Origin of the sequence: Roseomonas sp. CECT 9278 (assembly GCF_918698155.1) — a bacterium.
In the GTDB taxonomy this organism is placed as follows: Bacteria; Pseudomonadota; Alphaproteobacteria; order Acetobacterales; family Acetobacteraceae; genus Neoroseomonas.
Genome location: NZ_CAKKLX010000007.1, coordinates 58,948 through 84,956, shown reverse-complemented (window position 1 = coordinate 84,956; position 26,009 = coordinate 58,948). Strand labels below are relative to the sequence as shown.

At 69.3% G+C, this 26,009-nt stretch carries 23 protein-coding genes; 18 read left to right on the top strand and 5 right to left on the bottom strand.

Annotation, left to right across the window (positions count from 1 at the left end):
• Window positions 1-61 precede the first annotated feature (61 nt).
• The 12 genes from LQ222_RS06855 to trbF all read left to right on the top strand — a co-directional run bounded on the left by LQ222_RS06855 (window position 62) and on the right by trbF (window position 11,350).
• Window positions 62-979, top strand: a complete 918-nt coding sequence (locus tag LQ222_RS06855) for an AAA family ATPase (protein ID WP_230165352.1) — start codon at window positions 62-64, stop codon at window positions 977-979.
• A complete protein-coding gene (locus LQ222_RS06850; RefSeq protein ID WP_230165350.1) occupies window positions 976-1,461 on the top strand; it encodes a hypothetical protein in 486 nt (161 codons plus the stop codon). Before LQ222_RS06855 ends, LQ222_RS06850 begins: the two co-directional genes overlap by 4 nt.
• Entirely contained in the window at window positions 1,458-1,964 is a 507-nt protein-coding gene (locus LQ222_RS06845; protein WP_230165348.1) for an HORMA domain containing protein, read from the top strand. The genes LQ222_RS06850 and LQ222_RS06845 overlap by 4 nt, the downstream gene beginning before the upstream one ends.
• Window positions 1,964-2,863 (top strand): CBASS oligonucleotide cyclase, encoded by a 900-nt coding sequence (locus tag LQ222_RS06840; protein ID WP_230165346.1) that lies wholly within the window; start codon window positions 1,964-1,966, stop codon window positions 2,861-2,863. The genes LQ222_RS06845 and LQ222_RS06840 overlap by 1 nt, the downstream gene beginning before the upstream one ends.
• 50 nt (window positions 2,864-2,913) lie before the next feature.
• On the top strand, window positions 2,914-4,428 hold the full coding sequence (locus LQ222_RS06835) for an SAVED domain-containing protein (RefSeq protein ID WP_230165344.1): 1,515 nt from the start codon (window positions 2,914-2,916) through the stop codon (window positions 4,426-4,428).
• Between the two features lie 182 nt (window positions 4,429-4,610).
• Entirely contained in the window at window positions 4,611-5,579 is a 969-nt protein-coding gene (gene trbB, locus LQ222_RS06830) for a P-type conjugative transfer ATPase TrbB (RefSeq protein ID WP_230165342.1), read from the top strand.
• Window positions 5,576-5,896 (top strand): TrbC/VirB2 family protein, encoded by a 321-nt coding sequence (locus LQ222_RS06825; RefSeq protein ID WP_230165340.1) that lies wholly within the window; start codon window positions 5,576-5,578, stop codon window positions 5,894-5,896. Before trbB ends, LQ222_RS06825 begins: the two co-directional genes overlap by 4 nt.
• On the top strand, window positions 5,896-6,168 hold the full coding sequence (locus tag LQ222_RS06820; RefSeq protein WP_149536375.1) for a VirB3 family type IV secretion system protein: 273 nt from the start codon (window positions 5,896-5,898) through the stop codon (window positions 6,166-6,168). Before LQ222_RS06825 ends, LQ222_RS06820 begins: the two co-directional genes overlap by 1 nt.
• Before the next feature lie 7 nt (window positions 6,169-6,175).
• On the top strand, window positions 6,176-8,611 hold the full coding sequence (gene trbE, locus LQ222_RS06815; protein ID WP_230165338.1) for a conjugal transfer protein TrbE: 2,436 nt from the start codon (window positions 6,176-6,178) through the stop codon (window positions 8,609-8,611).
• On the top strand, window positions 8,611-9,360 hold the full coding sequence (trbJ, locus tag LQ222_RS06810) for a P-type conjugative transfer protein TrbJ (RefSeq protein ID WP_230165337.1): 750 nt from the start codon (window positions 8,611-8,613) through the stop codon (window positions 9,358-9,360). Before trbE ends, trbJ begins: the two co-directional genes overlap by 1 nt.
• 44 nt (window positions 9,361-9,404) lie before the next feature.
• Window positions 9,405-10,667, top strand: coding sequence for a P-type conjugative transfer protein TrbL (gene trbL / locus LQ222_RS06805; RefSeq protein ID WP_230165335.1), 1,263 nt, complete (start codon window positions 9,405-9,407; stop codon window positions 10,665-10,667).
• A complete protein-coding gene (gene trbF / locus LQ222_RS06800; RefSeq protein WP_230165334.1) occupies window positions 10,667-11,350 on the top strand; it encodes a conjugal transfer protein TrbF in 684 nt (227 codons plus the stop codon). Before trbL ends, trbF begins: the two co-directional genes overlap by 1 nt.
• Window positions 11,351-11,376: 26 nt before the next feature.
• Here the strand turns inward: trbF and LQ222_RS06795 are convergent, their stop codons facing one another.
• Window positions 11,377-12,582 carry an IS110 family transposase gene (locus tag LQ222_RS06795; RefSeq protein ID WP_230165333.1) on the bottom strand — a complete coding sequence of 402 codons (1,206 nt, stop codon included), beginning with the start codon at window positions 12,580-12,582 and terminating at the stop codon, window positions 11,377-11,379.
• A 149-nt stretch (window positions 12,583-12,731) separates the two neighbouring features.
• Between LQ222_RS06795 and trbG the strand changes: the two genes are divergently transcribed.
• The 3 genes from trbG to LQ222_RS06780 are packed head-to-tail and all read left to right on the top strand — an operon-like array spanning window position 12,732 to window position 15,214.
• Window positions 12,732-13,796, top strand: a complete 1,065-nt coding sequence (trbG, locus tag LQ222_RS06790; protein ID WP_230165332.1) for a P-type conjugative transfer protein TrbG — start codon at window positions 12,732-12,734, stop codon at window positions 13,794-13,796.
• The gene (locus LQ222_RS06785) at window positions 13,793-14,953 is read left to right on the top strand and encodes a TrbI/VirB10 family protein (protein WP_230165331.1); all 1,161 of its coding nucleotides are present in this window, start codon (window positions 13,793-13,795) and stop codon (window positions 14,951-14,953) included. Before trbG ends, LQ222_RS06785 begins: the two co-directional genes overlap by 4 nt.
• A 3-nt stretch (window positions 14,954-14,956) precedes the next feature.
• The gene (locus LQ222_RS06780) at window positions 14,957-15,214 is read left to right on the top strand and encodes a DUF2274 domain-containing protein (RefSeq protein ID WP_230165330.1); all 258 of its coding nucleotides are present in this window, start codon (window positions 14,957-14,959) and stop codon (window positions 15,212-15,214) included.
• Here the strand turns inward: LQ222_RS06780 and LQ222_RS06775 are convergent.
• The 4 genes from LQ222_RS06775 to LQ222_RS06760 all read right to left on the bottom strand — a co-directional run bounded on the left by LQ222_RS06775 (window position 15,193) and on the right by LQ222_RS06760 (window position 19,632).
• Window positions 15,193-16,074, bottom strand: coding sequence for a LysR family transcriptional regulator (locus LQ222_RS06775; RefSeq protein WP_256444009.1), 882 nt, complete (start codon window positions 16,072-16,074; stop codon window positions 15,193-15,195). The two genes, LQ222_RS06780 and LQ222_RS06775, sit on opposite strands and share 22 nt — an antisense overlap.
• A 324-nt stretch (window positions 16,075-16,398) precedes the next feature.
• The gene (gene cueR / locus LQ222_RS06770) at window positions 16,399-16,875 is read right to left on the bottom strand and encodes a Cu(I)-responsive transcriptional regulator (protein ID WP_230165328.1); all 477 of its coding nucleotides are present in this window, start codon (window positions 16,873-16,875) and stop codon (window positions 16,399-16,401) included.
• Window positions 16,875-19,415 carry a heavy metal translocating P-type ATPase gene (locus LQ222_RS06765; protein WP_305800006.1) on the bottom strand — a complete coding sequence of 847 codons (2,541 nt, stop codon included), beginning with the start codon at window positions 19,413-19,415 and terminating at the stop codon, window positions 16,875-16,877. The genes cueR and LQ222_RS06765 overlap by 1 nt, the downstream gene beginning before the upstream one ends.
• Window positions 19,416-19,431: 16 nt before the next feature.
• The gene (locus tag LQ222_RS06760; protein WP_230165327.1) at window positions 19,432-19,632 is read right to left on the bottom strand and encodes a heavy-metal-associated domain-containing protein; all 201 of its coding nucleotides are present in this window, start codon (window positions 19,630-19,632) and stop codon (window positions 19,432-19,434) included.
• Window positions 19,633-19,999: 367 nt separating this feature from the next.
• On the opposite strand from LQ222_RS06760, the gene LQ222_RS06755 reads away from it, so the two are divergent.
• Genes LQ222_RS06755 through LQ222_RS06745 form a run of 3 tightly spaced genes read left to right on the top strand, consistent with a single transcriptional unit; the run spans window position 20,000 to window position 26,001 of the window.
• The gene (locus LQ222_RS06755) at window positions 20,000-21,163 is read left to right on the top strand and encodes a TolC family protein (RefSeq protein WP_230165468.1); all 1,164 of its coding nucleotides are present in this window, start codon (window positions 20,000-20,002) and stop codon (window positions 21,161-21,163) included.
• The gene (locus tag LQ222_RS06750; RefSeq protein ID WP_230165325.1) at window positions 21,160-22,875 is read left to right on the top strand and encodes an efflux RND transporter periplasmic adaptor subunit; all 1,716 of its coding nucleotides are present in this window, start codon (window positions 21,160-21,162) and stop codon (window positions 22,873-22,875) included. The genes LQ222_RS06755 and LQ222_RS06750 overlap by 4 nt, the downstream gene beginning before the upstream one ends.
• 12 nt (window positions 22,876-22,887) lie before the next feature.
• A complete protein-coding gene (locus LQ222_RS06745) occupies window positions 22,888-26,001 on the top strand; it encodes an efflux RND transporter permease subunit (protein ID WP_230165323.1) in 3,114 nt (1,037 codons plus the stop codon).
• Window positions 26,002-26,009 lie beyond the last annotated feature (8 nt).

Genomic DNA, 26,009 nt, shown 5'->3' with positions numbered 1-26,009 from the left:
TCGGCTTGGCTGTCCCGAGAGCGGAGCAGGGGTTGGTCCGGTGCCGTAGGGGAAGAGGTGCATGCTCGACTCGACGACCAATCTTCGTGACGGCCTCCCTAAGGGGATCCATCGCATTCGGGCGCTTCCCGACCCGCAGCTCGCCCTCCTGTGGGATTCGATCCACGTGGGCGCTGGGCAGAAGGAACAGCTGCTGTCCCAGGCCGTCCTGAATTTCACCCTCCGAGCGCAGGTGCCCCGCACGGTCCTGCCGCTGCACGGCGTGATCCTGCTCGTCGGCCCCCCAGGGACCGGCAAGACCTCGCTCGCCCTTGGACTCGCCGACCGTGTCGCCAGATCGTTCAAGAGCAATGGCTTCAGGCTAGTCGAAGTCGACCCCCACCAGCTCGCCAATTCGGCCCTCGGCAAGACCCAGCGTGCCGTGTCCGACCTTTTCTCAGAAGCACTCAGGTCTGTGGCGGGCAGCGCGCCGACAGTGGTTCTGCTGGACGAGGTCGAAACCCTTGCGGTCGATCGGTCTCGGCTCAGCATGGACGCGAATCCGATCGACGTGCACCGCGCAACCGATGCCGTGCTTGTCCAGCTCGACTTGCTGGCCGAGAGCAATCCGAACCTTTTGTTCGTCGCGACAAGCAACTTCCCTCAGGCGTTGGACGAGGCCTTCACCTCGCGCTGCGACCTCGTGATTGAAGTCCCACTGCCGGACATCGAGGGCTGCCGACGCATCCTTGGTGACTGCGTGCTGGGCCTCGGCCAAACCTACCCGACGATCGGCAGGCTCGTAGGCGCCGAGGGATTTGACGCGGCCGTCGCCGCATGCGTTGGCCTCGACGGCCGCGCCATCCGCAAGGCCGTGGGCAATGCGCTGGCCAGCAGCCCGGAAACAGCAATGGACCCGGGCAAGGTGACCCTCGCCGACATCCACGGTGCCGCCGAGGCGGCCAGGAAGGCCCGTCTGGCCGCTGGAGGAAAGGCATGACGACCGTCATTCGCCGGATCTTCCGCGCGACACCGCACCGCGATGCCCACGGTACTTGGGCCGCGATCGTCGACCTGCTCACGCAAGGCGCCGTCGGGGAGGCACGCCGCGAGCTCCTCGCTGTCAGCGGCACTGCGGCGAGCATCATCTCCGACCAGGCCGCGCGCGACGAACCGATCGTCGTCACCTGCGAAGGCCCGCGCACCCGGATCTATTGCCTGTTCGACGACGACGCCATCGACGGTTCCGATGCGAACGAGGGACCCCTTGGCTACGACCCGCTGAAGGGTGACTGGCGGGTGTCCCTTCCCTGTGGGCAGGACGACCTCGCCTGGGTGCAGCGCGCCCTGGCGCGGCACAGTGCCCGCGTGACTGCGCGGGGTCCGGGCTCGTCCCCCGCCGCCGACGAGCGGGCCGGCACTGCGACTGCATCGGTCGCCATCCCTCTCACGCTCGACATGAAGGGCTTCCTCGGCCGATGAGCGCTGTCGTCGTCTCCGCCTATTCTCGCACAAACTCGGTGACCTACGTCGCCGAGAACATGCTCAAGAGCCTGAAGGATATCATTGTCCTCAGCGGGCTCGATCCGGCGAAACTCACCGACGACTGGCAGGTGCTCTCACGCGGGCTGCGGTGCTGGATCGCCTCTGAGCACCTCGAGCGTATCGTCCTTGAAGTGTTCAGGCCAGGCAGCAGTACTCCGCTAGGACGTTGGGACATCGACGTCGTCTACGGATGGACCGGCGGCGACGGCCACTTCTGGGTAGACACCGACCAGATAAGGCTGGCGGTGCGCAAGGCCGGCCTCTGGCCGGGCGACGCCGACTACCGCATCGTGGTGCAGAACAGCCCTGGAGCCGAGGCCGTGGACGGCTGGTCGGACACAACCCTCCGGTCCACCGCCGGCATGGTCCGGCAATCACTCGGCGGGACCATCGAGCACCACGGGCTCGGGGCCAGCGCGGCGTACTGGAGGAGGCTCTGATGCTGACCGTCGACGAGGCGTTCCGGAAATTCAAGAGCCGCCTTGAGCTGAACGACCGCGAACAGGCCAATGCGGCGGCTCGCCACAACGAGGTGCGGGATTTCCTGCGGACCAAGTTCGCTGTCGATAGCGACTTCCTCACGGGATCCTACCGACGTTGGACGAAGACCAAGCCGCTCAAGGACATCGACATCTTCTTCGTCCTGGGATCGTCAGAGCGGACGTACCGGGAGAAAGCTCCGTCCGTGGTGGTCGACGACTTCCACGCGCGCCTGCTTGAGAAGTACGCGGCTAAGGCGCTCCGGAAGCAGTCCCGCTCCGTCAACATCGATTTCGGCGTCGTGGCCGACGCGGACGATAACACCGACTACCGCGTCGTCAGCGTGGATGCAGTTCCGGCCTTTGCGGCTGGCGCAGACTACGAAATTCCTGACGCCGTGACCGGCAGGTGGATCAAGACCAATCCGAAGGTGCACGCGGACAAGGCCACCGTGGCTCATCAGGCATACGACGGCGAGTGGAAGGGCCTGGTCCGGATGATGAAGTACTGGAACAACAACGCGAGGCACGGCGAGAAGCCCATCAAGCCGTCTTTCCTGATCGAGGTCATGGCGTTGGAGTGCCTGCATGGCGGCTGGTGCGGGCAGTTCGACCGGGAGATCCAGGCGCTTTTCGCCACGCTTTCCGACCGGATCTTCGACATCTGGCCTGACCCTGCCGGCCTCGGCCCGCCGGTAAGCGACAGCATGGCTGCCGCGGAGAAGCAGCGCGCCCGGTCTCTACTCCTTGCTGCCAACCGCGAGGCATCGCTCGCGATCCATCTCGCCCGCCAGAACCGCAACGGCGATGCGCTCAGGGCTTGGCGCGCCCTGTTCGGTCCAAAGTTCCCGCTGTCATGACGGTACCTGCCCATGTTGCGGCCTTAGGGCGGCGCTGAGGAAAGCCCACAATGGCAAATGCGGTCGTCGCACCCTGGCAGGGGAACAACTACCAGGCTCGAGTGTTCTGGCTGAACGCGCTGAACCTGCGCGCGCGGGAATCTTGCGTCACGGAGGTAACATTCGAGGCCGCCGCGCCGCGGGCCTTCGACGACGTGGTCGTGCGCTATGATCCCCCCATCCCAGGCTCGGGCCCCACGCGCGTCCCGGCGGACTACCAGCAGGTTAAGTGGCATGTCGCTGCCGGCAAGCCGTTCGGCTCCGCTGACCTTGTGGACCCAGGCTTCATCGGCGCGGAGCGTGTCTCGCTGCTGCAGCGACTCCGCGCGGCGCGATGTAACGCCCCCGCCGGCTCACGATTCTCCCTCATCACAGTGTCGGGCATCGAGAGGGAGGATGCACTTTGGGATTTGATCTCCCAGAATGACCACACGCTGCTTCTGGACCGGCTCTTCGACGGCACTGGCAAGCGGAGCCGGATGGGCAGAGTCCGTACGCTGTGGCGGGAGCACCTCGCGCTTGATTCGGATGACGCACTGCGAGGGATGCTGGAAGGCTTTCGTATCCTGCACAGCCAACCTTCTCTTGAACAAATGCGGGATGCCGTGAACGAGCGCGCCCGCTCCGTCGGGCTTGCGACGTGCAGCGCCGAAGCATCGGATTTCCGCTACGATGAGCTCATCCGGCAGCTTACGGCGCGTGGATTGAATGGGCTCACGCGGGCCTCGCTCGATCGCATCTGTGGCGAGGAGCGCCTGATCGTAGCGCCCGCACCTGTCGCGGATGCTTTCCTGCCGGTAGCGATCCGCACTTTCCTCGGCCCCGCAGCCGATGTCTCCGGCGCAGCCCCCGACAATACGCTTTTGCTCACCGATCTTTTCCGCCAGCGCTACCTCCAGGAAGGACAGGACTGGCAGCGCAACATCCGCCCTCGCGTCGAGGAGTTCCTGCGCGACGCGGTGCGCCGCTCACCCCGGCTGCGCCTCATTCTCGACGCGCACGCCTCCATCGCGTTTATCGCGGGCGCCGTGCTCCACGTGAAGTCCGGCGTTGACGTGGAACTGGTGCAGAAGGGAAGAGCTGGTGGCTCGCGCGTATGGCGCGCCGACGACGGCAAGAGCGGGCCTTCGTTGGAGGTGGACGCGGACAGCTGTGGTCCGGGGGCCGGCATCCTCGTCGGCGTCGGCCTGACCCATGATGTCGCCCCGGAGATGCTGCGATTTGCGCAGGGGGCGGGGCTTGACTGGGGAGCAATGCTGAACTTTCGACCTCCGACGGGCCCGTCCGGCCAGGCCGTGGCGGGCGGCGCGCATGCCGCTGCCATCGCCGACCTGATCGCCCGTGAGGTGCGTGCGACGCGGGGCAACAATCCGGACCGCCTCGCGCACATCTTTGCCGCCTGCCCCAACGCGCTGCTGTTCTTCCTCGGCCAGCACCACCAGGCGGTAGGCCCGGCCATCATCTACGAGTTCGACTTCGACCGACAAGGTACGAAGACGTATCAACCCTCTTTCGTCATCGATTGAAACCGAAACGCGCTTAAGACCACGGCGTGTGCTTCGGCCGGGATCAGCCCCACCACGACGCCTGTCTTTCCGCGCCGTCCCACTACGAAACCTCTGTGTTGTTGAACCCGCCCCGAACAGCCGCTCTCTAATCGTCCCCGCTCGCTGCGGCGTCCTCGCCGCGGCACCACAACGGGGACCGCATGTCGCTGCATCCACTCAAGGCCGAGACGACCGCACGTGGCGCGCGGATGCTCCGCACTGCCTTCGGCCCGGGCATCGCAGCGTGGCTCGAGGACCCAGCCGTCGTCGAGGTGATGCTGAACCCCGACGGCCGTCTCTGGATCGACCGTCTCGCGGAAGGCCTCGCCGATACCGGCCGCTGTCTATCCTTCGCTGACGGCGAGCGCATCATCCGCCTCGTCGCTCACCACGTCGGCGCCGAGGTGCATGCGGACCGCCCCTGCGTATCGGCAGAGTTGCCCGAGACCGGTGAGCGGTTCGAGGGTCTGCTGCCGCCTGTCGTCGCGGCCCCGGCCTTCGCGATCCGCAAGCCCGCCGTCGCCGTGTTCACGCTGGAGCACTACGTCGCTGCGGGCATCATGACCGCCGGGCAGGCCGCCTCCCTGCGCATCGCCGTTGCCGAACGCCGCAACATCCTGGTGGCCGGCGGCACCTCCACCGGCAAGACCACGCTGACCAACGCCCTGCTCGCCGAGGTTGCGCGCGAGGGCGGTCGCGTCGTGCTGATCGAGGACACGCGCGAGCTCCAGTGCCGCGCCCCGAACCTGGTTGCGCTGCGCACCAAGGACGGCGTCGTCTCGCTGTCGGAGCTCGTCCGCCGCGCGCTGCGCCTGCGCCCCGACCGTATCCCCATCGGCGAGGTGCGCGGCGCCGAGGCGCTCGACCTGCTCAAGGCCTGGGGCACCGGCCATCCCGGCGGCATCGGCACCATCCACGCCGGCTCCGCCCTCGGCGCGCTGCGCCGCCTCGAGCAGCTGATCCAGGAAGCTGTCGTCACCGTCCCGCGCGCCCTGATCGCTGAAACGGTCGACGTCATCGCCGTGCTCGCCGGCCGCGGTGCAGACCGCCGCCTTGCCGAGCTCGCCCAGGTCCGCGGCCTGACCACGACCGGCGACTACGACCTCACCCCCACAGGAGACACCCTATGACGCCCACGCTGCGCACGCGCCTCGCCGGCGCGGCCACCTTCGCGCTGTGCATCGCGCTCACGGCGCCCGCCCGCGCCGCCGGCTCCAACATGCCCTGGGAGCAGCCGCTGCAGCAGGTGCTGGAATCCATCGAGGGGCCGGTCGCCAAGATCATCGCGGTGATCATCATCATCGTCACGGGCCTGACGCTGGCCTTCGGGGACACCTCGGGCGGCTTCCGACGGCTGGTGCAGATCGTCTTCGGGATCTCGATCGCCTTCGCGGCGTCGAGCTTCTTCCTGTCCTTCTTCCAGTTCGGCGGCGGGGTGCTGATCTGATGGCCGCGCCGGCCGACCCGGTTCCGGGCTTCTCGGCGCCGGTGCACCGCGCGCTGATCGAGCCGATCCTGCTCGCCGGCGCGCCGCGGGCGGTCGCCATCGCCAACGGCACGCTCGCCGCGGCGATCGGGCTCGGGCTGCGGCTCTGGGTCGCGGGCGTGCTGATCTGGCTGGTCGGCCACCTCGCCGCCGTCTGGGCCGCGCGGCGGGATGCCCAGTTCGTCGAGGTGGTGCGCCGGCACCTGCGCTACCCGGCTTGGCTACGCGCGTGAGGGCACGATGCTGAACCTCGCCGAATACCGCCGGAAGCCCCAGACCCTCGCGGACTTCCTCCCCTGGGCCGCCCTGGTGGCGCCAGGCGTGGTGCTGAACAAGGACGGCTCCTTCCAGCGCAGCGCCCGCTTTCGCGGCCCGGACCTGGACAGCGCCACGCCCGCCGAGCTCGCCGCCACCGCCGCGCGGCTGAACGGCGCGCTGCGGCGCCTCGGCTCAGGCTGGGCAGTCTTCGCGGAGGCGCAGCGCGTGCCGGCCCGCGGCTACCCTGCCAGCACCTTCCCCGATCCGGTCTCGGCTCTGGTCGACGCCGAGCGGCGCGCCCAGTTCGAAGAGGCCGGCGCGCATTTCGAGAGCGTCTACGTCTTGACCTTCGCCTGGCTGCCGCCGGCCGACGACGCCACCCGCGCCGAGGGGTTTCTCTACGAGGGCACCGAGGGCGTCGACGCTGCCACCGGCCACGAGGCGCTCAGAAACTTCATCGACCGCACCGACCGCGTGCTCGACCAGATCGAGGCCTTCGTGCCGGAGGCGCGCTGGCTCGATGACGCCGAGACGCTGACCTTCCTGCATTCGACGGTCTCGACCCGCCGCCACCTGGTCCGCGTGCCCGAGACGCCAATGCATCTCGACGCGCTGCTCGCCGACCAGCCCCTGGTGTGCGGCTTGGCGCCGCGCCTCGGCGACGCCCAGCTGCGCGTGCTCACCATCATCGGCTTTCCGAGCGCCACCTTCCCTGGAATCCTCGACGAGCTGAACGCGCTCGCCTTCGAGTACCGCTGGTGCACCCGCGCCATCTGCCTCGACCGCACCGATGCGCAGAAATTGCTGACGCGCATCCGCCGGCAGTGGTTCGCCAAGCGCAAGTCGATCGGGGCGATCCTAAAGGAGGTGATGACCAACGAGCAGAGCGTCCTGCTCGACAGCGACGCCGCCAACAAGGCCGCTGACGCCGACGAGGCGCTGCAGGAGCTCGGGCAGGACATCGCCGGCTGGGCCTACGTCACGGCGACCGTGACGGTCTGGGACGAGGAAGCCCGCGCCGCCGACGACAAGCTCCGCCTTGTCGAGAAGGTCATCCAGTCCCGCGACTTCACCGTCATCCGCGAGGGGGTCAACGCCGTCGAGGCCTGGCTCGGCAGCCTTCCGGGGCATCTCTACGCCAATGTGCGGCAGCCGCCGATCTCGACGCTGAACCTCGCGCACATCGTGCCGATCTCGGCGGTTTGGGCCGGGCCGGAGCGGAACGAGCATCTCGGCGGCCCGCCGCTGTTCCATGCGCGGACGGAGGGCGCGACGCCGTTCCGCTTCTCGCTGCATGTGGGGGATGTCGGGCACACGCTGGTGATCGGCCCGACCGGCGCCGGCAAGTCGGTGCTGCTGGCGCTGATGGCGCTCCAGTTCCGCCGCTACGCGGGTGCGCAGGTCTTCGCCTTCGACTTCGGCGGCTCGATCCGGGCTGCCGCGATCGCCATGGGTGGGGACTGGCACGACCTCGGCGGCGCGCTGGCCGGCGACATGGCCGAGCCGGTGGCGCTGCAACCACTGGCGCGGATCGATGCGCCGGAGGGGCGCGCCTGGGCGGCGGAGTGGATCGCCGGCCTGCTCGCACGCGAGGGCGTGGCGATCGATCCTGCCGTAAAGGACCATCTCTGGTCCGCGCTGACCAGCCTCGCCTCCGCACCCATCCACGAGCGCACCCTGACCGGCCTTGCCGTGCTGCTGCAGTCCCAGGCGCTCAAGCGCGCGCTTGAGCCCTACACCCTGGCCGGCCCCTGGGGACGGCTGCTGGACGCCGAGGCGGAGCGGCTGGGCGAGGCCGAGGTGCAGGCCTTCGAGACCGAGGGGCTGATCGGCACCGCCGCCGCGCCAGCCGTGCTGGCCTATCTCTTCCACGCCATCGGGCGGCGCCTCGACGGCCGGCCGACGCTGATCATCGTCGACGAGGGCTGGCTCGCGCTGGACGACGCCACCTTCGGCGCGCAGCTGCGCGAGTGGCTCAAGACGCTCCGCAAGAAGAACGCTTCGGTGGTCTTCGCGACGCAGTCGCTGGCGGACGTGGATGGCTCCGCCATCGCGCCCGCGATCATCGAGAGCTGCCCGACGCGCGTCTTCCTGCCGAACGAGCGCGCGCTCGAGCCGCAGATCGCGGCGATGTACGCCCGCTTCGGGCTGAATGACCGGCAGATAGAGATCCTCGCCCGCGCCACGCCCAAGCGCGACTACTACTGCCAGTCCCGCCGCGGCAACCGGCTCTTCGAGCTGGGGCTGTCGGAGGTCGCGCTCGCCTTCTGTGCGGCGTCCTCTAAGACCGACCAGGCCGCCATCGCCGAAACCCTCGCCGCCCATGGCCGCGCCGGCTTCGCGCGGGCCTGGCTGCTGCGCCGCGGCCTCGACTGGGCCGCCGAGCTCCTGCCCGACCCCTCGGAGAACACCCCGTGATGATCCGCCGCCCGCTCCGCGCCGCGCTGCTCGGCGCCGCCCTCCTCGGCCTGCCGCTCCCCATCCCGGTCACGCCCGCCCAGGCGCAGTGGACGGTGTTCGACCCCTGGAACTACGCGCAGAACATCCTCTCCGCCGCCCGCGCGCTCGACCAGATCAACAACCAGATCGCCTCGCTTCAGAACGAGGCGCAGATGCTGATCAACCAAGCGCGCAACCTCGCGAGCCTGCCCTACTCCTCGCTGATGCGGCTGCAGCAGTCCTTCACGCGCACGCAGCAGCTGATCGCCCGCGCCCAGCGCCTCGCCTACGAGGTCACCGACATCGAGCGCGCCTTCACCCAGGGCTACGGCAGCGCCGCCTCGCTCGGCTCCAGCCAGCAGATGTTCGCCAATGCGCGCGAGCGCTGGCAGACCTCCGTCGCCGGCTTCCAGGACGCGCTGATGACGCAGGCGACCGTGGTCGGCAACCTCACCGGCACCCGCGCCGAGATCGAGGCCCTGATCGGCCAGAGCCAGGGCGCGACAGGCGCGCTTCAGGCGGCGCAGGCAGGCAATCAGCTGCTCGCCCTCCAGTCGCAGCAGATCGCCGACCTCACCGCCCTTCTCGCAGCCCAGGGCCGCGCGCAGGCGCTCGAGGCCGCGCGCGTCGCCAGCGGCGAGGAGCAGGCGCGCGAGCAGCTGGAACGCTTCCTCGCCCCGGGCGCCGGCTACCAGCCGGGCTCGGCGCAGATGTTCCATGGCCGCTGAGCCATGGTCGTGGCGCCGCATCCTCGCACACCCCGGGACGTGCCATGAACGGCACCGGCGTCATCGACCGCTTCCTCGACGTCTTCACCCGCTACATCGACAGCGGCTTCGGGCTGCTCGGCGGCGAGGTAGCCTTCCTCGCCGCCACGCTCATCGTCATCGACATCACCCTCGCCGCGCTCTTCTGGGCCTGGGGTGCCGACGACGACATCATCGCGCGCCTGATCAAGAAGACCCTCTTCGTGGGCGTCTTCGCCTGGATCATCGGCAACTGGAACTTCCTCGCCCAGGTCATCTTCGACAGCTTTGCCGGCCTCGGGCTGGTCGCGTCGGGCTCGACCATCACGGCGCAGCAGCTGCTGCAGCCGGGCCGGGTCGCGCAGGTCGGGCTCGATGCGGGGCGGCCGCTGCTCCAGGCCGTCTCCGGCCTCATGGGCTACATCTCGTTCTTCACGAACTTCGTCCAGATCGCGATCCTGATGTTCGCCTGGGCGGTTGTGCTGCTGTCCTTCTTCATCCTGGCGATCCAGCTCTTCGTCACGCTGATCGAGTTCAAGCTGACGACGCTGGCGGGCTTCGTGCTCGTGCCCTTCGGGCTGTTCGGCAAGACCGCGTTCCTCGCCGAGCGCGTGCTCGGCAACGTCGTCTCCTCCGGCGTGAAGGTGCTGGTGCTGGCCGTCATCGTCGGCATCGGCTCGACGCTCTTCGCGCAGTTCACCGCGGGCTTCGGCGCGAACCAGCCGACCATCGACGAGGCGATGTCCATCGTGCTGGCGGCGCTGGCGCTGCTGGCGCTCGGGATCTTCGGGCCGGGCATCGCCAACGGGCTGATCTCCGGCGGGCCGCAGCTTGGCGCGGGCGCGGCAGTCGGCACCGGCCTGGCGGCAGGCGGCGCCATGGTCGCGGGCGCGGCTGCCGTGCGCACCGGGGCCGCTGCGGTCGGCGCGGCAGGGTCCGCCATCAGCGCCGGCGCGCGAGGCTCCGCCTATGCGCTTGGCGCCACGAGCACCGCCTATCGCAGCGGGGGTACGTCCGGCGTGGCGATGGCCGCGGGCTCGGCCGCCATGAGCCCGCTGCGCAGCGCTGCGGGCAGCCTCCGTGCCAGCCACGCCGCCGGCAGCGCGGCCGTCAGTGGCGGCGCCTCGGCGCCGGCTGATTCGTCAGCGTCGTCCGGCGCGCCTGCCTGGGCCCGGCGCATGCGGCGCGGGCAGGCGCTGAGCCACGGCGTCACCACCCTCGGCCACGCCATCCGCTCCGGCGATGGCGGCGGCGCCGGCTCCTCCATCCGCCTCTCGGAGGATCGCTGATGTTCCGCCGTCCCTCCGTCCGCTACGGCCGCACGCCCGAACCCGAGACGCCCTACCAGCGCGCCGCCCAGGCCTGGGACGAGCGCATCGGCTCCGCCCGCGTCCAGGCGCGCAACTGGCGGCTGATGGCGCTGGGCGAGCTTTTCCTGATCGCAGGCCTCGCTGCCGCCCTGGTCTGGCAATCCGCCCGCGGCACCATCGTGCCCTGGGTCGTGCAGGTGGATCGACTCGGCGAGGCGCAGGCGGTCGCACCCGCCATTGCCAACTTCCGCCCGACCGACCCGCAGATCGCTTGGCACCTCGCGCGCTTCATCGAGCAGGTGCGCGGGATCGCCGCCGACCCGATCATCGTCCGCCAGAACTGGCTGCGTGCCTATGACTTCGCGACGGATCGCGGCGCGCTGGCGCTCAACGACTTCGCGCGCGCCAGCGATCCCTTCGGCCGCGTCGGCCGCCAGCAGGTCGCCGTCGAAGTCTCCAGCGTCATCCGCGCCTCCGACGACAGCTTCCGCGTCGCGTGGATCGAGCGGACCTACGAGAACGGCCAGCTCGCGCGCACCGAGCGCTGGAGCGCGATCCTGACCATCGTGGTCCAGCCGGCGCGCGACGCCGAACGACTGCGCAAGAACCCCCTCGGCATCTTCGTCCACGCCATCAACTGGTCGCGGGAGCTCGGGCAATGAGACACCCTGTGTCCAGCGTTGGTTTGTCAGGCGGCGAGTTTTGCGGCGGCGGTGTGGCGCGCTGGGTCGTAGAGGGTGTTGTCCTGCCAGGCGCGCCAAAGGATTCGGACCCATGCGCGGGCGAGGATGCGCGTGGCGTGGGGATGCTTGCATCCGCGGTCACGGGCCTGTCGGTAGATGTTGGCGGCCCATGTGGAGGCGCGGCGGGAGTTGTCCGCGAAGGTGGTGATGGCGCTGCGCAAGTGCTTGTTGCAGGCCCATCGGAAAACGACGCCGCGGGACTTGCCGGAGGCGTGCGTGACGGGACAGACGCCGGCCTCCGCAGCGAGTTGCTCCTCCGTGGGGAAGCGATCGCGAACATTGCCGAGCTCGGCGAGGATCTGGGCGGCGCAGATGCGGCCTGCACGCGGGAAGGACATGACGATCTGCCCGTCGGGCAGTTGCGCGATGTCGTGCTCGATGCGGGCGGAGAGGCGGGTGATTTCGGTGACGATGGCTTCGAGGGTGGCGGCGAGGGAGCGGACCAGTTCGCCCTTGGCCTCGGCTTCGGTATCGCCCGCGAAGCCCTGAGGAGCGGCGCGGAGGCGGGCGAGCAGTTCGTCCGGGCTGCGCCGGCCGGAATAGCTATGGGCGGCAAGGAAGCCGGCCAGACGCTTGGTGCCGAGGCGAGCGGCGCTGGCTGGCGACGGGTAGCGGCGGATGAAGGCGAGCGCGATGGGGCTTGCGACGTCGGCGAAGATGACGGCGGCACCGGGCCAGAAGCCTTCGAGCGTGCTGCGGAGTTGGTTGGCGAGAGCGATGCGTGTTGCGACGAGGTCGTCGCGCCCGCGCACCAGGGCACGCAGTGCGCGGATGTCGTCCGAGAGGGGCGCGAGGGGGCGGAAGCGGTGCCCATCGGTGCGCAGGATGTCGGCGAGCATGTAGGCGTCGGAGGGATCGGACTTGCCGCCGGCGGCGCGGTAGCGGGGCCGGCAGGCCTTGGCGATGTTGGGGTGGATCGGGACCACCGGGTGGCCGGCCGCGACGAGGGCATCGACGACCAGCCCGGAAGGGCGCTCGATGGCGATCGGCAGCGCGGCGGGCGGGGCGATCTGGCGCAAGGCCGCGAGGAGTTCGGAAAGGCCCGCAGCGTCGTGCCTGGCGGTGATGCGGGCGACGACGCTGCCCGCGGTGTCGATGACGCAGACGCTGTGGCTCTCGGCACCCCAGTCGAGACCGGCGTGGAATGGCATGGGCTGACCTCCTCGGGTTGGGGTAGTCTCGCCCGGGCTGGGAGATCGTGCGGAACCCTCACTGATCGGCGCTCTGGCTGGCCGGCTCTGGCGCATCACCCTGTGGTCCGTCGCGGTCTCCCGGCACCCGCCGTGCGGCTGGTCTCATCATGGCCGTCCAGCGGCGAGGGACGCAGGCCGTCACGACGGGCACTCGGGCCGCCGGACACTACGCCGCGACGCGGCGCCGCACCCGACACTTCAACGGTGCACCAGTGAGGCACGCACATCCCACCCTGGCGCTCGTCCTGCTCGGCCTCGGCGCCTGCGCCTTCCGCCCGCCGGAGATCAGCTACGACGACGAGCCGATCCAGGCGACGCAGATCCCCGAGCCGCCGCGGCCCGTCGAGATCGTCGAGGTGCCGACGCCCCTGCCGCTGCTGGGCCAGCTTCAGCGGCTCCCGCCCGCGCGCCGTACGCCCGAGGCGCCGGATCCCACCGTGCGGGTCAACCAGGCCAACGCCGCCGCGCGCGTGCAGCCCGTGCGCGCGGGTTTCATCAACGCGGTGCAGGTCTACCCCTTCACGCCCGGCGCGCTCTATCAGGTCTACACCGCGCCCGGACAGGTCACCGCCATCATGCTGCAGGAGGGCGAGACGCTGGTCGGCAACGGCCCCGTCGCCGCCGGCGACACGGTGCGCTGGATCATCGGCGACACCGAGAGCGGCACCGGCCCGACACGCCGCGTGCACATCATCGTCAAGCCGACGCGCCCCGACCTCACCACCAACCTCATCATCAACACCGACCGCCGCACCTACCTGCTGGAGCTGCGCTCGACCGAGCGCACCTACATGGCCTCCGTCTCCTGGCAGTATCCGCAGGACGCGCTGATCGCGCTGCGCCGGCAGAACGCCGCCGCACCCGTCGAGCAGGGACTCGACCTCGCGCGGCTGCGCTTCCGCTACGACATCGAGGGCGACAGCCCGGCCTGGCGGCCGCTGCGCGCCTTCGACGACGGGCGGCAGGTCTTCATCGAATTCCCGCGCGGCATCGGCCAGGGCGAGATGCCGCCGCTCTTCGTCATCGGGCCGGAGGGCGAGGGGCAGCTCGTCAACTACCGCGTCCGGCAGAACTTCATGATCGTCGACCGGCTCTTCGCCGCAGCCGAGCTGCGCCTCGGCGACCGGCAGCAGCGCGTGCGCATTGTGCGCACCGATGGCCGGGCGCGATGAGCGGGGCGGCGCCGGAACGGGGCGGGAGCGAGCGCGACATCGCCGCGGCGCTCCGCCTGCGCCCCGATCCGCCGCGCGTGGTGCGGCTCTCCCGGCGGGTGCTGATCGGGCTCGGCGTTGCGGCTGGGCTCGGCATCGGGGCGGCGCTGATCGTGGCCCTCCAGGGCCGCAGCGGCGGCGAGGGGCCGCGCGAAATCTACAGCACCGACCGCAATCCGCAGGCCGACGGCCTTTCCGGCCTGCCCCGCGACTATGCCGGGATCCCGCAGCTGGGCCCGCCGCTGCCGGGCGATCTTGGCCGGCCGATCATGCGCGCACAGGAGCGCGGCCAGCCGGTCGTGCCGCCGGCCGCGCCCACGAGCGCCGATCCGGCCGAACAGCGGCGCCTTCAGGAGATCGAGGCGGCGCGCACGAGCCGGCTCTTCGTGCAGGTCGAGGCGCGGGGCGAGCCGCGCTCCGGTGCGCCGGCCGCGCCGCAAGCAGCAGACCTCGGCGCCATACCCGTGGGGCCCGACGCTACCGACCGACGGCTTGCCTTTCTGGGCGGGCCTGCGGACCGCCGTACTACCTCACCGGATCGGATACAGTCGCCGGCCAGCCCTTTCGTCATCCAGGCCGGCAGCGTCATTCCCGCTGCGCTGCTGACCGGCCTCCGCTCCGACCTGCCCGGGCAGATCACCGCCCAGGTCACGGCCAACGTCTTCGACAGCCCGACGGGTAGGCACCTGCTCATCCCGCAGGGCGCGCGCCTGATCGGCGCCTACGACAGCCGCATCAGCTTCGGACAGCAGCGCATCCTGCTGGTCTGGAACCGGCTCATCCTGCCCAACGGGCGCTCCGTCGTGCTGGAGCGCATGCCGGGCGCCGACGAGGCAGGCTACGCGGGGCTCGAGGACGGCGTGGACTACCACTGGGGGCGCCTCTTCCTCGCCGCCGGGTTGGCGACCCTGCTGAACCTCGGCCTGGAACTCGGCCGCGACGACGAAAGCGACATCGCCCGCGCCATTCGCGAGAGCGGCCAGGACACCGTCGGCCGCGCCGGCGAGGAGATCGTCCGCCGGCAGCTCTCTGTCCCGCCGACGCTGACCGTGCGCCCCGGATTTCCGGTTCGCGTCATCGTCCACCGCGACCTCGTGCTCGAGCCGTACGGAGGCTGACCCATGCCGAAGCTGAAGCTCGGCCCGATCCTCGACGACCGTCCGGTGAAGCTCACCGTGGAGCTGCCTGCCGAACTGCACCGCGACCTCGTCGCCTACGCGGAAGCGCTCTCGCGCGAGACGGGGCAGCAGGTCGAGCCGACAAAGCTCGTCGCGCCGATGCTGGCGCGGTTCCTCGCGAGCGACCGGGGCTTCCGCCCGGCACGCCGGCCCACGCCTCGATCGCGCGGGCCGCAGGCTCAGCCAGCGCGCGATCCCTGACTGGCACGCAGCTGCGCCAGGAACTTTCGCAGGGCGGGGTTGTCGCGCTTCGGGTCCCAGTACGCCGCAGCCTCCACCATCGTCGGACCGGTCTGGTCGCCAACGGGCCGGAACACGACGCCCGGATAGGACGCGCCTGACGCGGATTCAGCGAGCACGGCGACGCCAAAACCCGCGCCGACCAAATTGAACATGCCCTCCCGACTGACATCGTGCGCTGCGAAGCGAACTGTCGTCCCAGGCGGTAGCAGTCCTTGGACCGTGATGCGGGCCTCTGGTCCGGAACCACGCGACGTGACGATGAATGTCTCGTCCACCAAGTCCCGCCATCGAACGAAGCCGGCGTCGGCGAGGGGATGGCGCTCTGGCAAGGCAACCATGCCGGCTTCTTGCCAAAGCGCCAGGCAGTCCAACGCCGACTCATCCATTGGCCCCAGCAGCAGGGCGAGATCCACCTCGCCGCGGCGCAGGGTCAACAGGAGCTCATCGCGGTTTCCCTCGCGAAGCCAGATCTCGACGCCCTGGTTCTGCTCGACGAACCGCATCAGCGCCTCTCGGAACCGTCCCATCGAGGCCGAGAAATATGTGCCGATGACCAATCGGCCCGTCGCGGCCGATCCAGCCTCCCGTGCCCGCAACACGGCAGATTGCAGGCCGCCGAGCACGCGTGTCGCCTCAACAAGGAACTCGTCGCCGGCGGCCGTCAGCTTCATGCCCGACGGACGCCGCTCGAAGCGCGATACCCCAAGCCCGTCCTCAAGCGCCCGAATACTGCGGCTGACGGCCGAAACGGTTCGGCCCGCCTCGCGTGCCGCCAAACGGATGCTCCCGGTGCGTGCGACCAAAATTGCCAGAGACATTCCACGCAGGTCGATTTCGCCCCGGAGTGGTTCGCCTTGTTTCGGCCGCTGTAGCCATCGTGGCACTTGGTCCAGCCTCCAATGCCGGCCGACCCCGATCCCGGTCGCGCACGGGCCTTGGAGCGCGCTCCAGGCGCGCAGGACCGGCCCTCTCTTCTACAATAACGGGAGCATGCCGAACTCAGTTGTCCGTGTGCAATCACAAACGAGATGAAATAACCGTGCCCGAGACCATCTGTTCTCGGCCCGTTGCTTGCGGTCCTCGGCTCCAGCGTGGAAACCCAGCCCTCGATTGCAGACCCGTAAAGAGCATCGCCAACACATTCACCCGCGCGGTTCGGCGCTGATTCCGCTGTGTCGCAGTCCTCCTCCGGACCGTGGGGCGCGCGTCGCAGAGGGCGCCGCTGGCGACTCGCGTTCGGAAAGACCCTGCAGGATCGGGCACTCGGGCCGGCCATCTCCGTGGCAGGCTTTCGCAAGGTGTCGCAGAGTCTCACCGACTGCCTGCAACGTCCTGACTTTCTGTTCGATCGTCGCGAGATGGCCAAGGGCAAGACGTTTCACATCCGCACTGCTTCGCTCCCTGTCTCGCCACAGGCCAAGCAGCTCCTCGATGTCCGCGAGCGGGAAGCCAAGGTCGCGAGCATTTCGGACGAACCTCAGCGCGTGCACATCCTCGGGCCGGTAGACGCGGTAGCCACTTTCCGTCCGGGTCGCCGCCGGCAGCAGGCCGATCGCCTCGTAGTGGCGGATCATCTTCACCGAGACGCCAGAAGCTCTCGCGGCATCGCCGATGTTCATCACACACCCTCCCGCGCGGTGGCTGCGGCGGCTTGGAACCGCCGCAGCCGGAGTGCATTCGCCAGCACGAAGACGCTGCTGAGCCCCATCGCCCCCGCTGCCAGCATGGGCGAGAGCAGCGTGCCGCCGAAGGGCCAGAGTATGCCCGCGGCGACCGGGATCAGCGCAACGTTGTAGGCGAAGGCCCAGAACAGGTTCTGCCGGATATTCGCCATGGTGGCCCGGCTGATCGCGAAGGCCGTCGCCACAGCGCCGAGGTCGCCCGACATCAGAACCACGTCGGCGCTCTCGATGGCGATGTCCGTGCCGGTGCCGACCGCGAGGCCGACATCAGCGGCGGCGAGCGCCGGCGCGTCGTTGATGCCGTCACCGACGAAGGCGACCTTCCGCCCGCCCTCACGCAAGCCCTGCACGGCGGCAACCTTGCCGTCCGGCAGCACCTCGGCGACCACCTCATCGATGCCGAGGCCGCGGGCGATTGCTTCTGCCGTGCGCCGGTTGTCGCCGGTCACCATGGCGATGTGCAGCCCCTGCGCCCGCAGCGCGGCGAGTGCCGCCGGCGTCCCCGGCTTGACCGGGTCGGCGACCGCAAGTGCCGCGACGAGCCGCCCGTCCACCGCGGCGTAGAGCGGCGTGCGCCCCTGGTCCGCGAGCGCGGCGGCCGTGATGGCGAAGGGCGCGACGTCTATGCCCAGCCGCGCCATGTAGCGGTCGGCGCCGACCCCGACCTGTCGCCCGTCCACCAGCGCCGTGGCGCCGTAGCCGGGCACGGCCTCGAAGCCAGTGGCGTCGGGCAGGACCAAGCCGCGCGCCTTGGCGGCGGTGACGATTGCCTGGGCAATCGGATGCTCGGACTGCGCCTCGACCGCGGCGACCAGCGCCAGGATCGCCGCCTCATCCTCGCCCCCTACGACCGAGAGGTCAGTCAGGCTCGGCCGGCCTTCCGTCAGCGTGCCGGTCTTGTCGAGGGCGACGACCTCGACATTCCGCAGCGTCTGCAGCGCCTCGCCCTTGCGGAACAGCACGCCGAGCTCCGCCGCGCGACCGGTGCCGACCATGATCGAGGTCGGCGTCGCCAGGCCCATCGCACAGGGGCAGGCGATGATCAGCACCGCGACCGCGTTCACCAATGCGAAAGCCAGCGCCGGATCGGGGCCGAACACCAGCCACACGCCGAAGGTCAGCGCCGCGATGGCGAGCACCGCGGGGACGAACCACATCGTCACCTGGTCCACTAGCGCCTGGATCGGCAGCTTCGATCCCTGCGCCTGCTCGACCATGCGAACGATCTGCGAGAGTACCGTCTCCCCGCCCACGGCGGTCGCGCGGAAGCGGAAGGCGCCGGTGCCGTTCACGGTGCCGCCCGTCACCCGCGCGCCGGGGGTCTTCCCCACCGGCACGGGCTCGCCGGTGATCATCGCCTCATCGACGAAGGAGGCACCCTCGGTCACCTCGCCATCGGCGGGGATGCGCTCGCCCGGCCGCACCATCACGATGTCGCCGGCGATCAGTTGTGCCGCCGGGATCTCCTGCTCCGCCCCGTCGCGCAGCACGCGCGCGGTGGGTGGCTGCAGGCCCATCAGTCGCCGGATGGCTTCCGAGGTGCGGCCCTTGCTCCGCGCCTCCAGCCAGCGGCCGAGCAGGATCAGGGTGACGATGACTGCCGCCGCCTCGAAGAAGACATGGCGCGCGCCCTCCGGCAGCAGGGCGGGTGCGAAGGTCGCCACAGTCGAATAGGCGAAGGCCGCGCCCGTGCCGATCGCGACCAGGGAGTTCATGTCCGGCGCGCCGCGCAGCAGCGCACGCCAGCCCTTGGTCTGGAAGCGCAGGCCGGGGACGAACATCACCAGCGCGGCCAGCACGAACTGGATCTTCCAGCTCAGCGCGAAGCCAATGCTGTCGCGGATGGCGTGGTGCAGCGCCATGGACAGGTGCGCGCCCATCTCCAGAACCACCAGCGGCAGGGTGAGCAGCGCAGCGAGGCCGAGGCTGCGCGCCAGGCCGCGAATCTCGGCCGCGCGAGCGGCACGCTCGCGGTCGCCGCGGTCGGCGGGGGCCTCCGCGCCGATGCGCTCGGCACCGTAGCCTGCGGCCTGCACCGCCGCGATCAGCGCCGCGACGCCGACGGCGGGCAGGTGCGTCACGCGGGCGCGGTTGGTCGCGAGGTTCACCGTGGCCTCCGTGACGCCCGGCAGGGCCTTCAGCGCGCGCTCGACGCGGCCGACGCAGGAGGCGCAGGTCATGCCCTCGATGGCGAGGTCGGTCGCCTCGGTGCCGACGCCGTAGCCGGCCTGGCTGACGGCGCCGAGCACCGCCGGCAGGTCCGGCGTGCCGTCGAAGCGGATTTCGGCCCGCTCGGTCGCGAGGTTCACGGTGGCTGAGGCCACGCCGGGCACGGCGACGATGGCCCGCTCGACGCGTCGCACGCAGGACGCGCAGGTCATACCCTCGATCGGGACCGAGAGCGTGGCGTCCGGCGAAGCGGAGATGGAGGCCGCGAGCGCGGGCGTCCACTCCTTGATGTTGGTGTCGGGGGCCATCGTGCGTGCTCCTGCCTCAGGCCTTTACGGAGTTCGCGTAGCCGGCAGCGGCTATGGCGGCCGAGAGGCTCGCCACGCTCGCACCGCTGGTCACGCCGATGCTGTGCGTGGCGAGGTCCGCCTGGACCTGCGCCGCCGCGTCGACCGATTGCACGGCCTGCGTGATCGTCTTCACGCAGTGGCCGCAGGTCATGGCGGGAATGTCGAAGCGCCGCATGTGTGTCTCCTGTTCAGCAATCGCTGGAGACGCATTCGTCATCCCTCCCACGTTGGGAGGGTCAAGCGGAATCTCAACCATGATAACGCCTGGCCCAGCTGGGCGTCGGTAGACGTCATCATGATGCGCCGCACTGCGTTCGTCTCTTCGATCTGCGGCACGGAGTCTGCTGTGCAAGGCGATGACGACTGACCGCGGCGTTGCCTGCCCGACTCTAGCGCCTGAGCCCGGCGCACCAGCGAGCCTCCCGTTTTGCAATACTTTGTCATGATCGGGAAAAGACCCGTTCGCGTGGGGTCGTCATACCCATCCGCACAGGGGCGACGCGGAAGGGGATTCAGTGCTGATCCGGTTAATCTTGGCTGCCGTGCTTGCGGGCGGTATCGCCACGGCGCACGCCAGTCCGTTGCGCGACGCTTTCGAGGCTGCGGCCGCACTGAACCCAGAACTGCGGACACTCGAGGCGCAGCGTGCAGCGATCGATGCGCGACTGCGCGGCGCCAATGCGCTGACCCCAGGCGCCCCCAATGTTGGACTCGGCTACACCACCGATCGTTTCACCCAGAACCGTGGCTTCCGTGAAGCCGAACTGGAAGTAGGCGTCCCGGTGTGGTTGCCGGGCCAGTCCCGCGCGCAGCGTGGTCTCGCCGATGCTGAAGGCCAACGTCTTGCGGCGCAGATTGCGGCCCGCCGTCTGGCCATCGCCGCTGAGGTTCGTGATGCGTACTGGACCTGGGCGGCCGCGGAGGCCGCCCTGGCCGCGGCACGAACGCGAACGGCGAGCACCGCGGCGCTGACGCGCGACGTCACGCGCCAGGCTCGGGCCGGCCAGGTCTCTCGGGCGGAGGAACTGCTCGCGACCGCAGATGCCAGGGAAAGCGAGGGCGCATTGCGCGAAGCCGAGGCCGCTGTCCGCGAGGCACGGATCGCGTTTCGCGCGCTGACCGGACGTGATCCCGCGCCTGGATCCCAGGAAGTGTTGCGCGACGCTGCCGCGCCTGCCGAGCATCCCCGCATCGTCGCCGCACGGCTCGGGCTCGACGTCGCCCGCGCCGGCATTCGAATTGCCGAGGTCGAAGATCGCGAAAGCCCGGAGATAGGGGCGTTCATGCGGCAGGAGCGCGACGACCGTGATTCCGGATGGGACACCCGGTTCGGCGTGCGCGTGCGGATACCGTTCGCTCATCCGCCGCGCAATGCGGAACGACGCGCGACCGCGCAGGGTGAACTCACCACCGCAACCGCAGAAGCCGGTGCGGTCGATCGCCTCGTTGCCGCGGAACGGGATCGGGCCCGCGCAGCCCTCGCGGATGCGCGGGCCGCCGCCCGCCTGGCCGATCAGCGCCATGCGGCGCTCGCGGAAGCCGCGAGCCTGGGAGAGCGCGCGTTCCGTGACGGCCAGACAACCCTCGCGGAGACGCTACGGCTGCGGACCAGCCTTGCCGGCGCCGATGCCGATCGTCGGCGGATGCAGGTGGCGGTGCGCCAAGCCATATCACGCTACAATCAAGCGATCGGGGTCGAACCATGAAGCGTGCCACGTATCTGTTCCGCCGCCTGGTTGCCACTGCCGCCCTCGCACTGCTGGTCGCGGCGCCGCCTGCGCTTGCCCATCCCGGTCACGGAGACGAGCCACCTCCGCCCGCCAACGCCGCTCCGCGTGCGATCGCGCATTCCGACATCTTCGATCTCGTCGGCGTCCTCGGTCCGGATGCGCGCCTGTGGCTCTACCTGGACCGATACTCGTCCGCTGAGCCGATCGACAATGCCGAGATCAGCGCCACGCTCGACGGGCAACTCGTCCAGGTCACCCGCAGTGCGGAGGCGACCTATGTCGTGTCCCACCCCCTGCTCGGGCAGGCGGGTCCGCGCAGCCTGATCTTCACCATCACCGCAGGGTCCGATGTGGATCTGCTGCCGCTCGAGATCGAGGTCCCCGCCGTTGCGACCGCGGCCGCGGCAGCGCCGGGCTGGCGCGAAACAGCGATTCGCGCCGCTGTGGAGCCTGTGGTTTGGGCTGCGGGCCTCGCGCTGCTTCTCCTGGGCGTTCTCGTTGGCAGGGTCGCAGCACCGCGCAACCTCCCGCCGCTGGTGGCGGCGGACACCGTCCCGCTCAAGCCCCGCGTCGAACCGGCCTTGGAAACGCCACACAAGGCCGCTGCCGGTGGCGTGCCGGCGCGGGCAGCAGCTGCCCCGATGGCTCTAGTCCTGGCACTCGTGGCACTGCCGGTCCTGGCGCAGCCGTTGGACCAGCCGCGCCGCCAGCCGGACGGCAGCGTCTTCGTCCCGAAGCCGACGCAGCGACTGCTCGGCGTACGCGCGACGATCGTCGATCGCGCCGACGCACCAGTGTCACTACAACTGGTTGGCCAGGTGATCGCCGATCCGAATGCGTCCGGGCGCGTTCAGGCGCCCCAGGCCGGCCGGGTGGAATCGCCGGAGGGTGGATTTCCCGCCCTCGGCAGCCGTGTCGAGCGCGGGCAAACCCTGGCCTATGTGGTTCCGGTGCTCGGGGCGCAGGAGCGCAGCGGGGTGCAGGCGACCCTTGCCGAACTCGATTCTCAGATCGGCATCGCCCAGCAACGGACCCAGCGTCTTGCGGGCCTGGCGGGCAGCGTCTCCACACGCGAGATCGCCGAAGCACGCGCGGAACTGGACGGGCTGCGCGCGCGTCGGGCAGCGGTGGCCGAGGGCCTCAATGGCAGGCTCGCCGTCCAGGCCACCGCGTCCGGCTTCATCAGCGTCGCGGCCGCCCTCGGCGGTCAGATCGTCGATGCGCGCGAACCGCTCTTTGAAATCGTCGAGCCGACCCGGCTGTGGGTCGAGGCCGTAGCCTATGATGGCGGGATGGTTGCCGACATCGCTGGCGCCAGGGCGACGACCTCGGCGGGACTCACCCTGGACCTTGCGTTCATCGGTCGCGGCCTCGCCTTGCGCCAACAGGCGGTTCCCCTGCAGTTCCGAATCGTGAACGCTTCGCCCGGCCTGTCGGTGGGAACGCCGGTGACCGTCACGGTGCAGACGAATCGGCGGGCAGCTGGGATCGTGCTTCCCGGCGAAGCCGTGATCCGCAGCGCGGAGGGTCCGCCCATCGTCTTTGAGATGACGACGGCCGAGCGCTTCGTGCCGCGCCCGGTGCGCGTGCAGCCGCTGGATGGACGCAACGTGCTCGTCCTTGCCGGTCTCGACTCGGGAAAGCGTGTCGTCACTGAAGCGGCCAGCCTCATCGCGCAGATCCGCTGAGGGCCGCATCGGATGTTTAACTTCCTCGTCTCCACGAGCCTGCGCAACCGGCTCTTCGTGCTCGCAGCGGCGGCCATCCTTGTTGTCTATGGGTCGCTCACGCTCCGCCAACTGCCCGTTGACGTTTTCCCGGACCTCAACAAGCCGGTGGTCACCCTGCTGACCGAGGCCGAGGGATTGGCGCCCGAAGAGGTCGAGCTCCTGGTCTCCTTCCCGATCGAGACTGCCCTCAACGGCATGCCTGGTGTGACCCGAGTGCGATCAGTGTCCGGGGTCGGCCTGTCGATCGTCTTCGTCGAATTCGACTGGGGCACCGATATCTGGATCAATCGCCAACAGGTGGGCGAGCGGCTATCGCTCGTGCGCTCGCAGCTGCCGCCGAATGTCGTGCCGCAGATGGCGCCGGTCTCGTCGATCATGGGCGAGATCATGCTCGTGGCCATGTCCACCGACGGGCGGGCGAGCCCGATGCAGCTGCGCGAGCTGGCCGACTGGGTCGTGCGGCCACGCCTGTTGACCATCCCGGGCGTCAGCCAGGTGATCCCGATCGGCGGTGAGGTGAAGCAGTATCGCGTGACCCCGGACGTGGCCCGCATGCATGCGCTCGACATCACGCATGAGCAGATCGTCACCGCCTTACGGCAGTTCGGAGCCAATAGCGGCGGCGGCTACGTCGATCAGGCGGGTCGCGAATACCTCATCCGCAACATTGGGCGCACGACGAGGATCGAGGATCTGGCCAATGCGCCGATCGCGCTACGGAATGGCCAGCCCATACTTCTTCGCCAGGTCGCCGGCGTGGACTTCGCGGCACGCTTGCGACGCGGCGAAGCCGGCAGCATGGGGCGGCCCGCGGTGATCCTGTCGATCCAGAAGCAGCCCAATGCCGATACGGTCGTCGTCACCCGCGCGGTCGAGGAAGCGCTGCGCGAACTGCAGCGCGTCATGCCGGCGGGCGTCACTGCCGACAATGTGCAGTTCCGCCAGGCGGACTTCATCCAGGCGTCGATCGGCAATGTCCAGACAGTGCTTCTGGAGGCCGTCGCGGTCGTCGCGGTCGTGCTGTTCCTGTTCCTGTTGAACGTGCGGACCACGGCCATCTCGCTCACGGCCATCCCGCTTTCGGTGCTGATCACGGTGGTCGTCTTCCACCTCCTCGGCCTGTCCATCAACACCATGACCCTGGGCGGCCTGGCGATCGCGATCGGCGAGCTGGTGGACGACGCGGTGGTGGATGTCGAGAACGTCTTCCGGCGCCTGCGGGAGAACCGGGAAAAGGGCAATCCCCTGCCGGTCTTCACCGTCGTCGCGAAAGCAAGCCAGGAGGTGCGGTCGGGCATCGTCTACGCGACGATGATCGTGATCCTCGTCTTCGTGCCACTGTTCGCGCTATCCGGCATCGAGGGCCGGCTGTTTGCGCCCCTCGGCGTCGCCTACATCGTCTCGATCATGGCGTCGCTGATTGTGTCCATCACGGTCACGCCGGTGCTCTGCTACTATCTGCTGCCGCGGATGAAGCGGATGGACCACGGCGACGGCTGGATGGTGCGCAAGCTGAAGGCCGGAAACGAGCGCGCGCTGCTATGGGCGTTCCGGCGCGAGCGGCTGATGTATGTCATGGCCGGCGGCGCTATCGCGGTCGCGGTGGCAACATTGCCATTCCTGCCGCGCGCCTTCCTGCCTCCCTTCAACGAAGGCACGCTCACGATCAGCCTGCAGTTCCAGCCTGGCATCAGCCTGGCCGAGGCCAACCGCCTGGGCACGGCCGCGGAACGGCTGATCATGCAGGTGCCTGAGGTGCGGTCGGTTGGCCGAAGAACCGGCCGCGCCGAACTCGATGAACATGCTGAAGGCGTCCATTCCTCCGAGATCGACGTCACGCTGCACCCTTCCAGCCGTGGCAAGCAGGAGATTGCGGCGGATATCCGTGCGCGCCTCGGAATCATTCCCGGAAGTCTGAATATCGGCCAGCCAATCGGACACCGGCTCGACCACATGCTTTCGGGCGTTCGGGCGGAGATCGCGCTGAAGATCTATGGCGACGACCTCGACACCCTGCGCACCATCGCCGAGCAGATGCAGCAGCGATTGGCCGGAGTGGCAGGATTGCGCGACCTGCAGATCGAACGGCAGGTGCGCGTCCCGCAGCTGCAAGTGACGGTCAATCACGAACGCGCGGCGCTTCATGGCGTCTCGGCCGCGACGATCGGCCAGGCGGTGCAGGACATGTCCGGCGGCCAGGTCGTCAGCGAGGTTGTTGACGGTGCCCGCCGCTTCGACCTTGTCATGCGGCTTGCCGATCAGGACCGCACCGGCAGCGGGCTGTCGTCGATCATGATCGAGACACCGGGTGGGCGTGTTCCGCTCTCGCTCCTGGCCGAGGTACGCGATACCGACGGTCCGAACCAGATCCTGCGGGAAAATGGGCGGCGGCGCATCGTGGTGCTGGCGAATACCGATGGGAGCGACACGGCGGCGATCGTGCAGCGCATCCGCACGGAGATGGCCAATGCGCCGCTCCCGCCGGGCTACTTCTTCGCGCTCGAAGGTACGTTTCAGGCGCAGGAGGAAGCAACCCGCCTGATTGCCATGCTCTCACTTGTCTCGCTGACGCTGATCTTCATGGTGCTCTACAGCCGATATCGCTCAGCAGTCCTGGCGCTGATCATCATGGGTAATGTGCCGCTGGCGTTGGTGGGCGCCATTGCGGCGCTTTGGATCGCGGGCCAGCCGCTATCGGTCGCCTCCATGATCGGCTTCATCACGCTGGCCGGTATCGCCGCACGCAATGGGATCCTGAAGGTCAGTCATTATCTGAACCTGGCCCTGCTCGAGGGCGAGCCTTGGGGGCTCGGGCTCGTGGTGCGCGGTAGCCTGGAGCGTCTCACGCCAGTGCTCATGACCGCACTGTCAGCGGGTTTTGCGCTAGTCCCGCTGATGATCGGTGCCAGCGAACCCGGCAAAGAAATCCTTCACCCCGTCGCCGTCACGATCTTCGGCGGACTGGTCACCGCGACGTTGCTCGACACCTTCCTCACGCCCCTCCTGTTCCACCGCTTCGGCAGGCCGGCGCTCGCGAGCCTGATGGATCGCCAGCAGGAGATGAAGGTTGCCGAGGCTTACTGATCCGATGA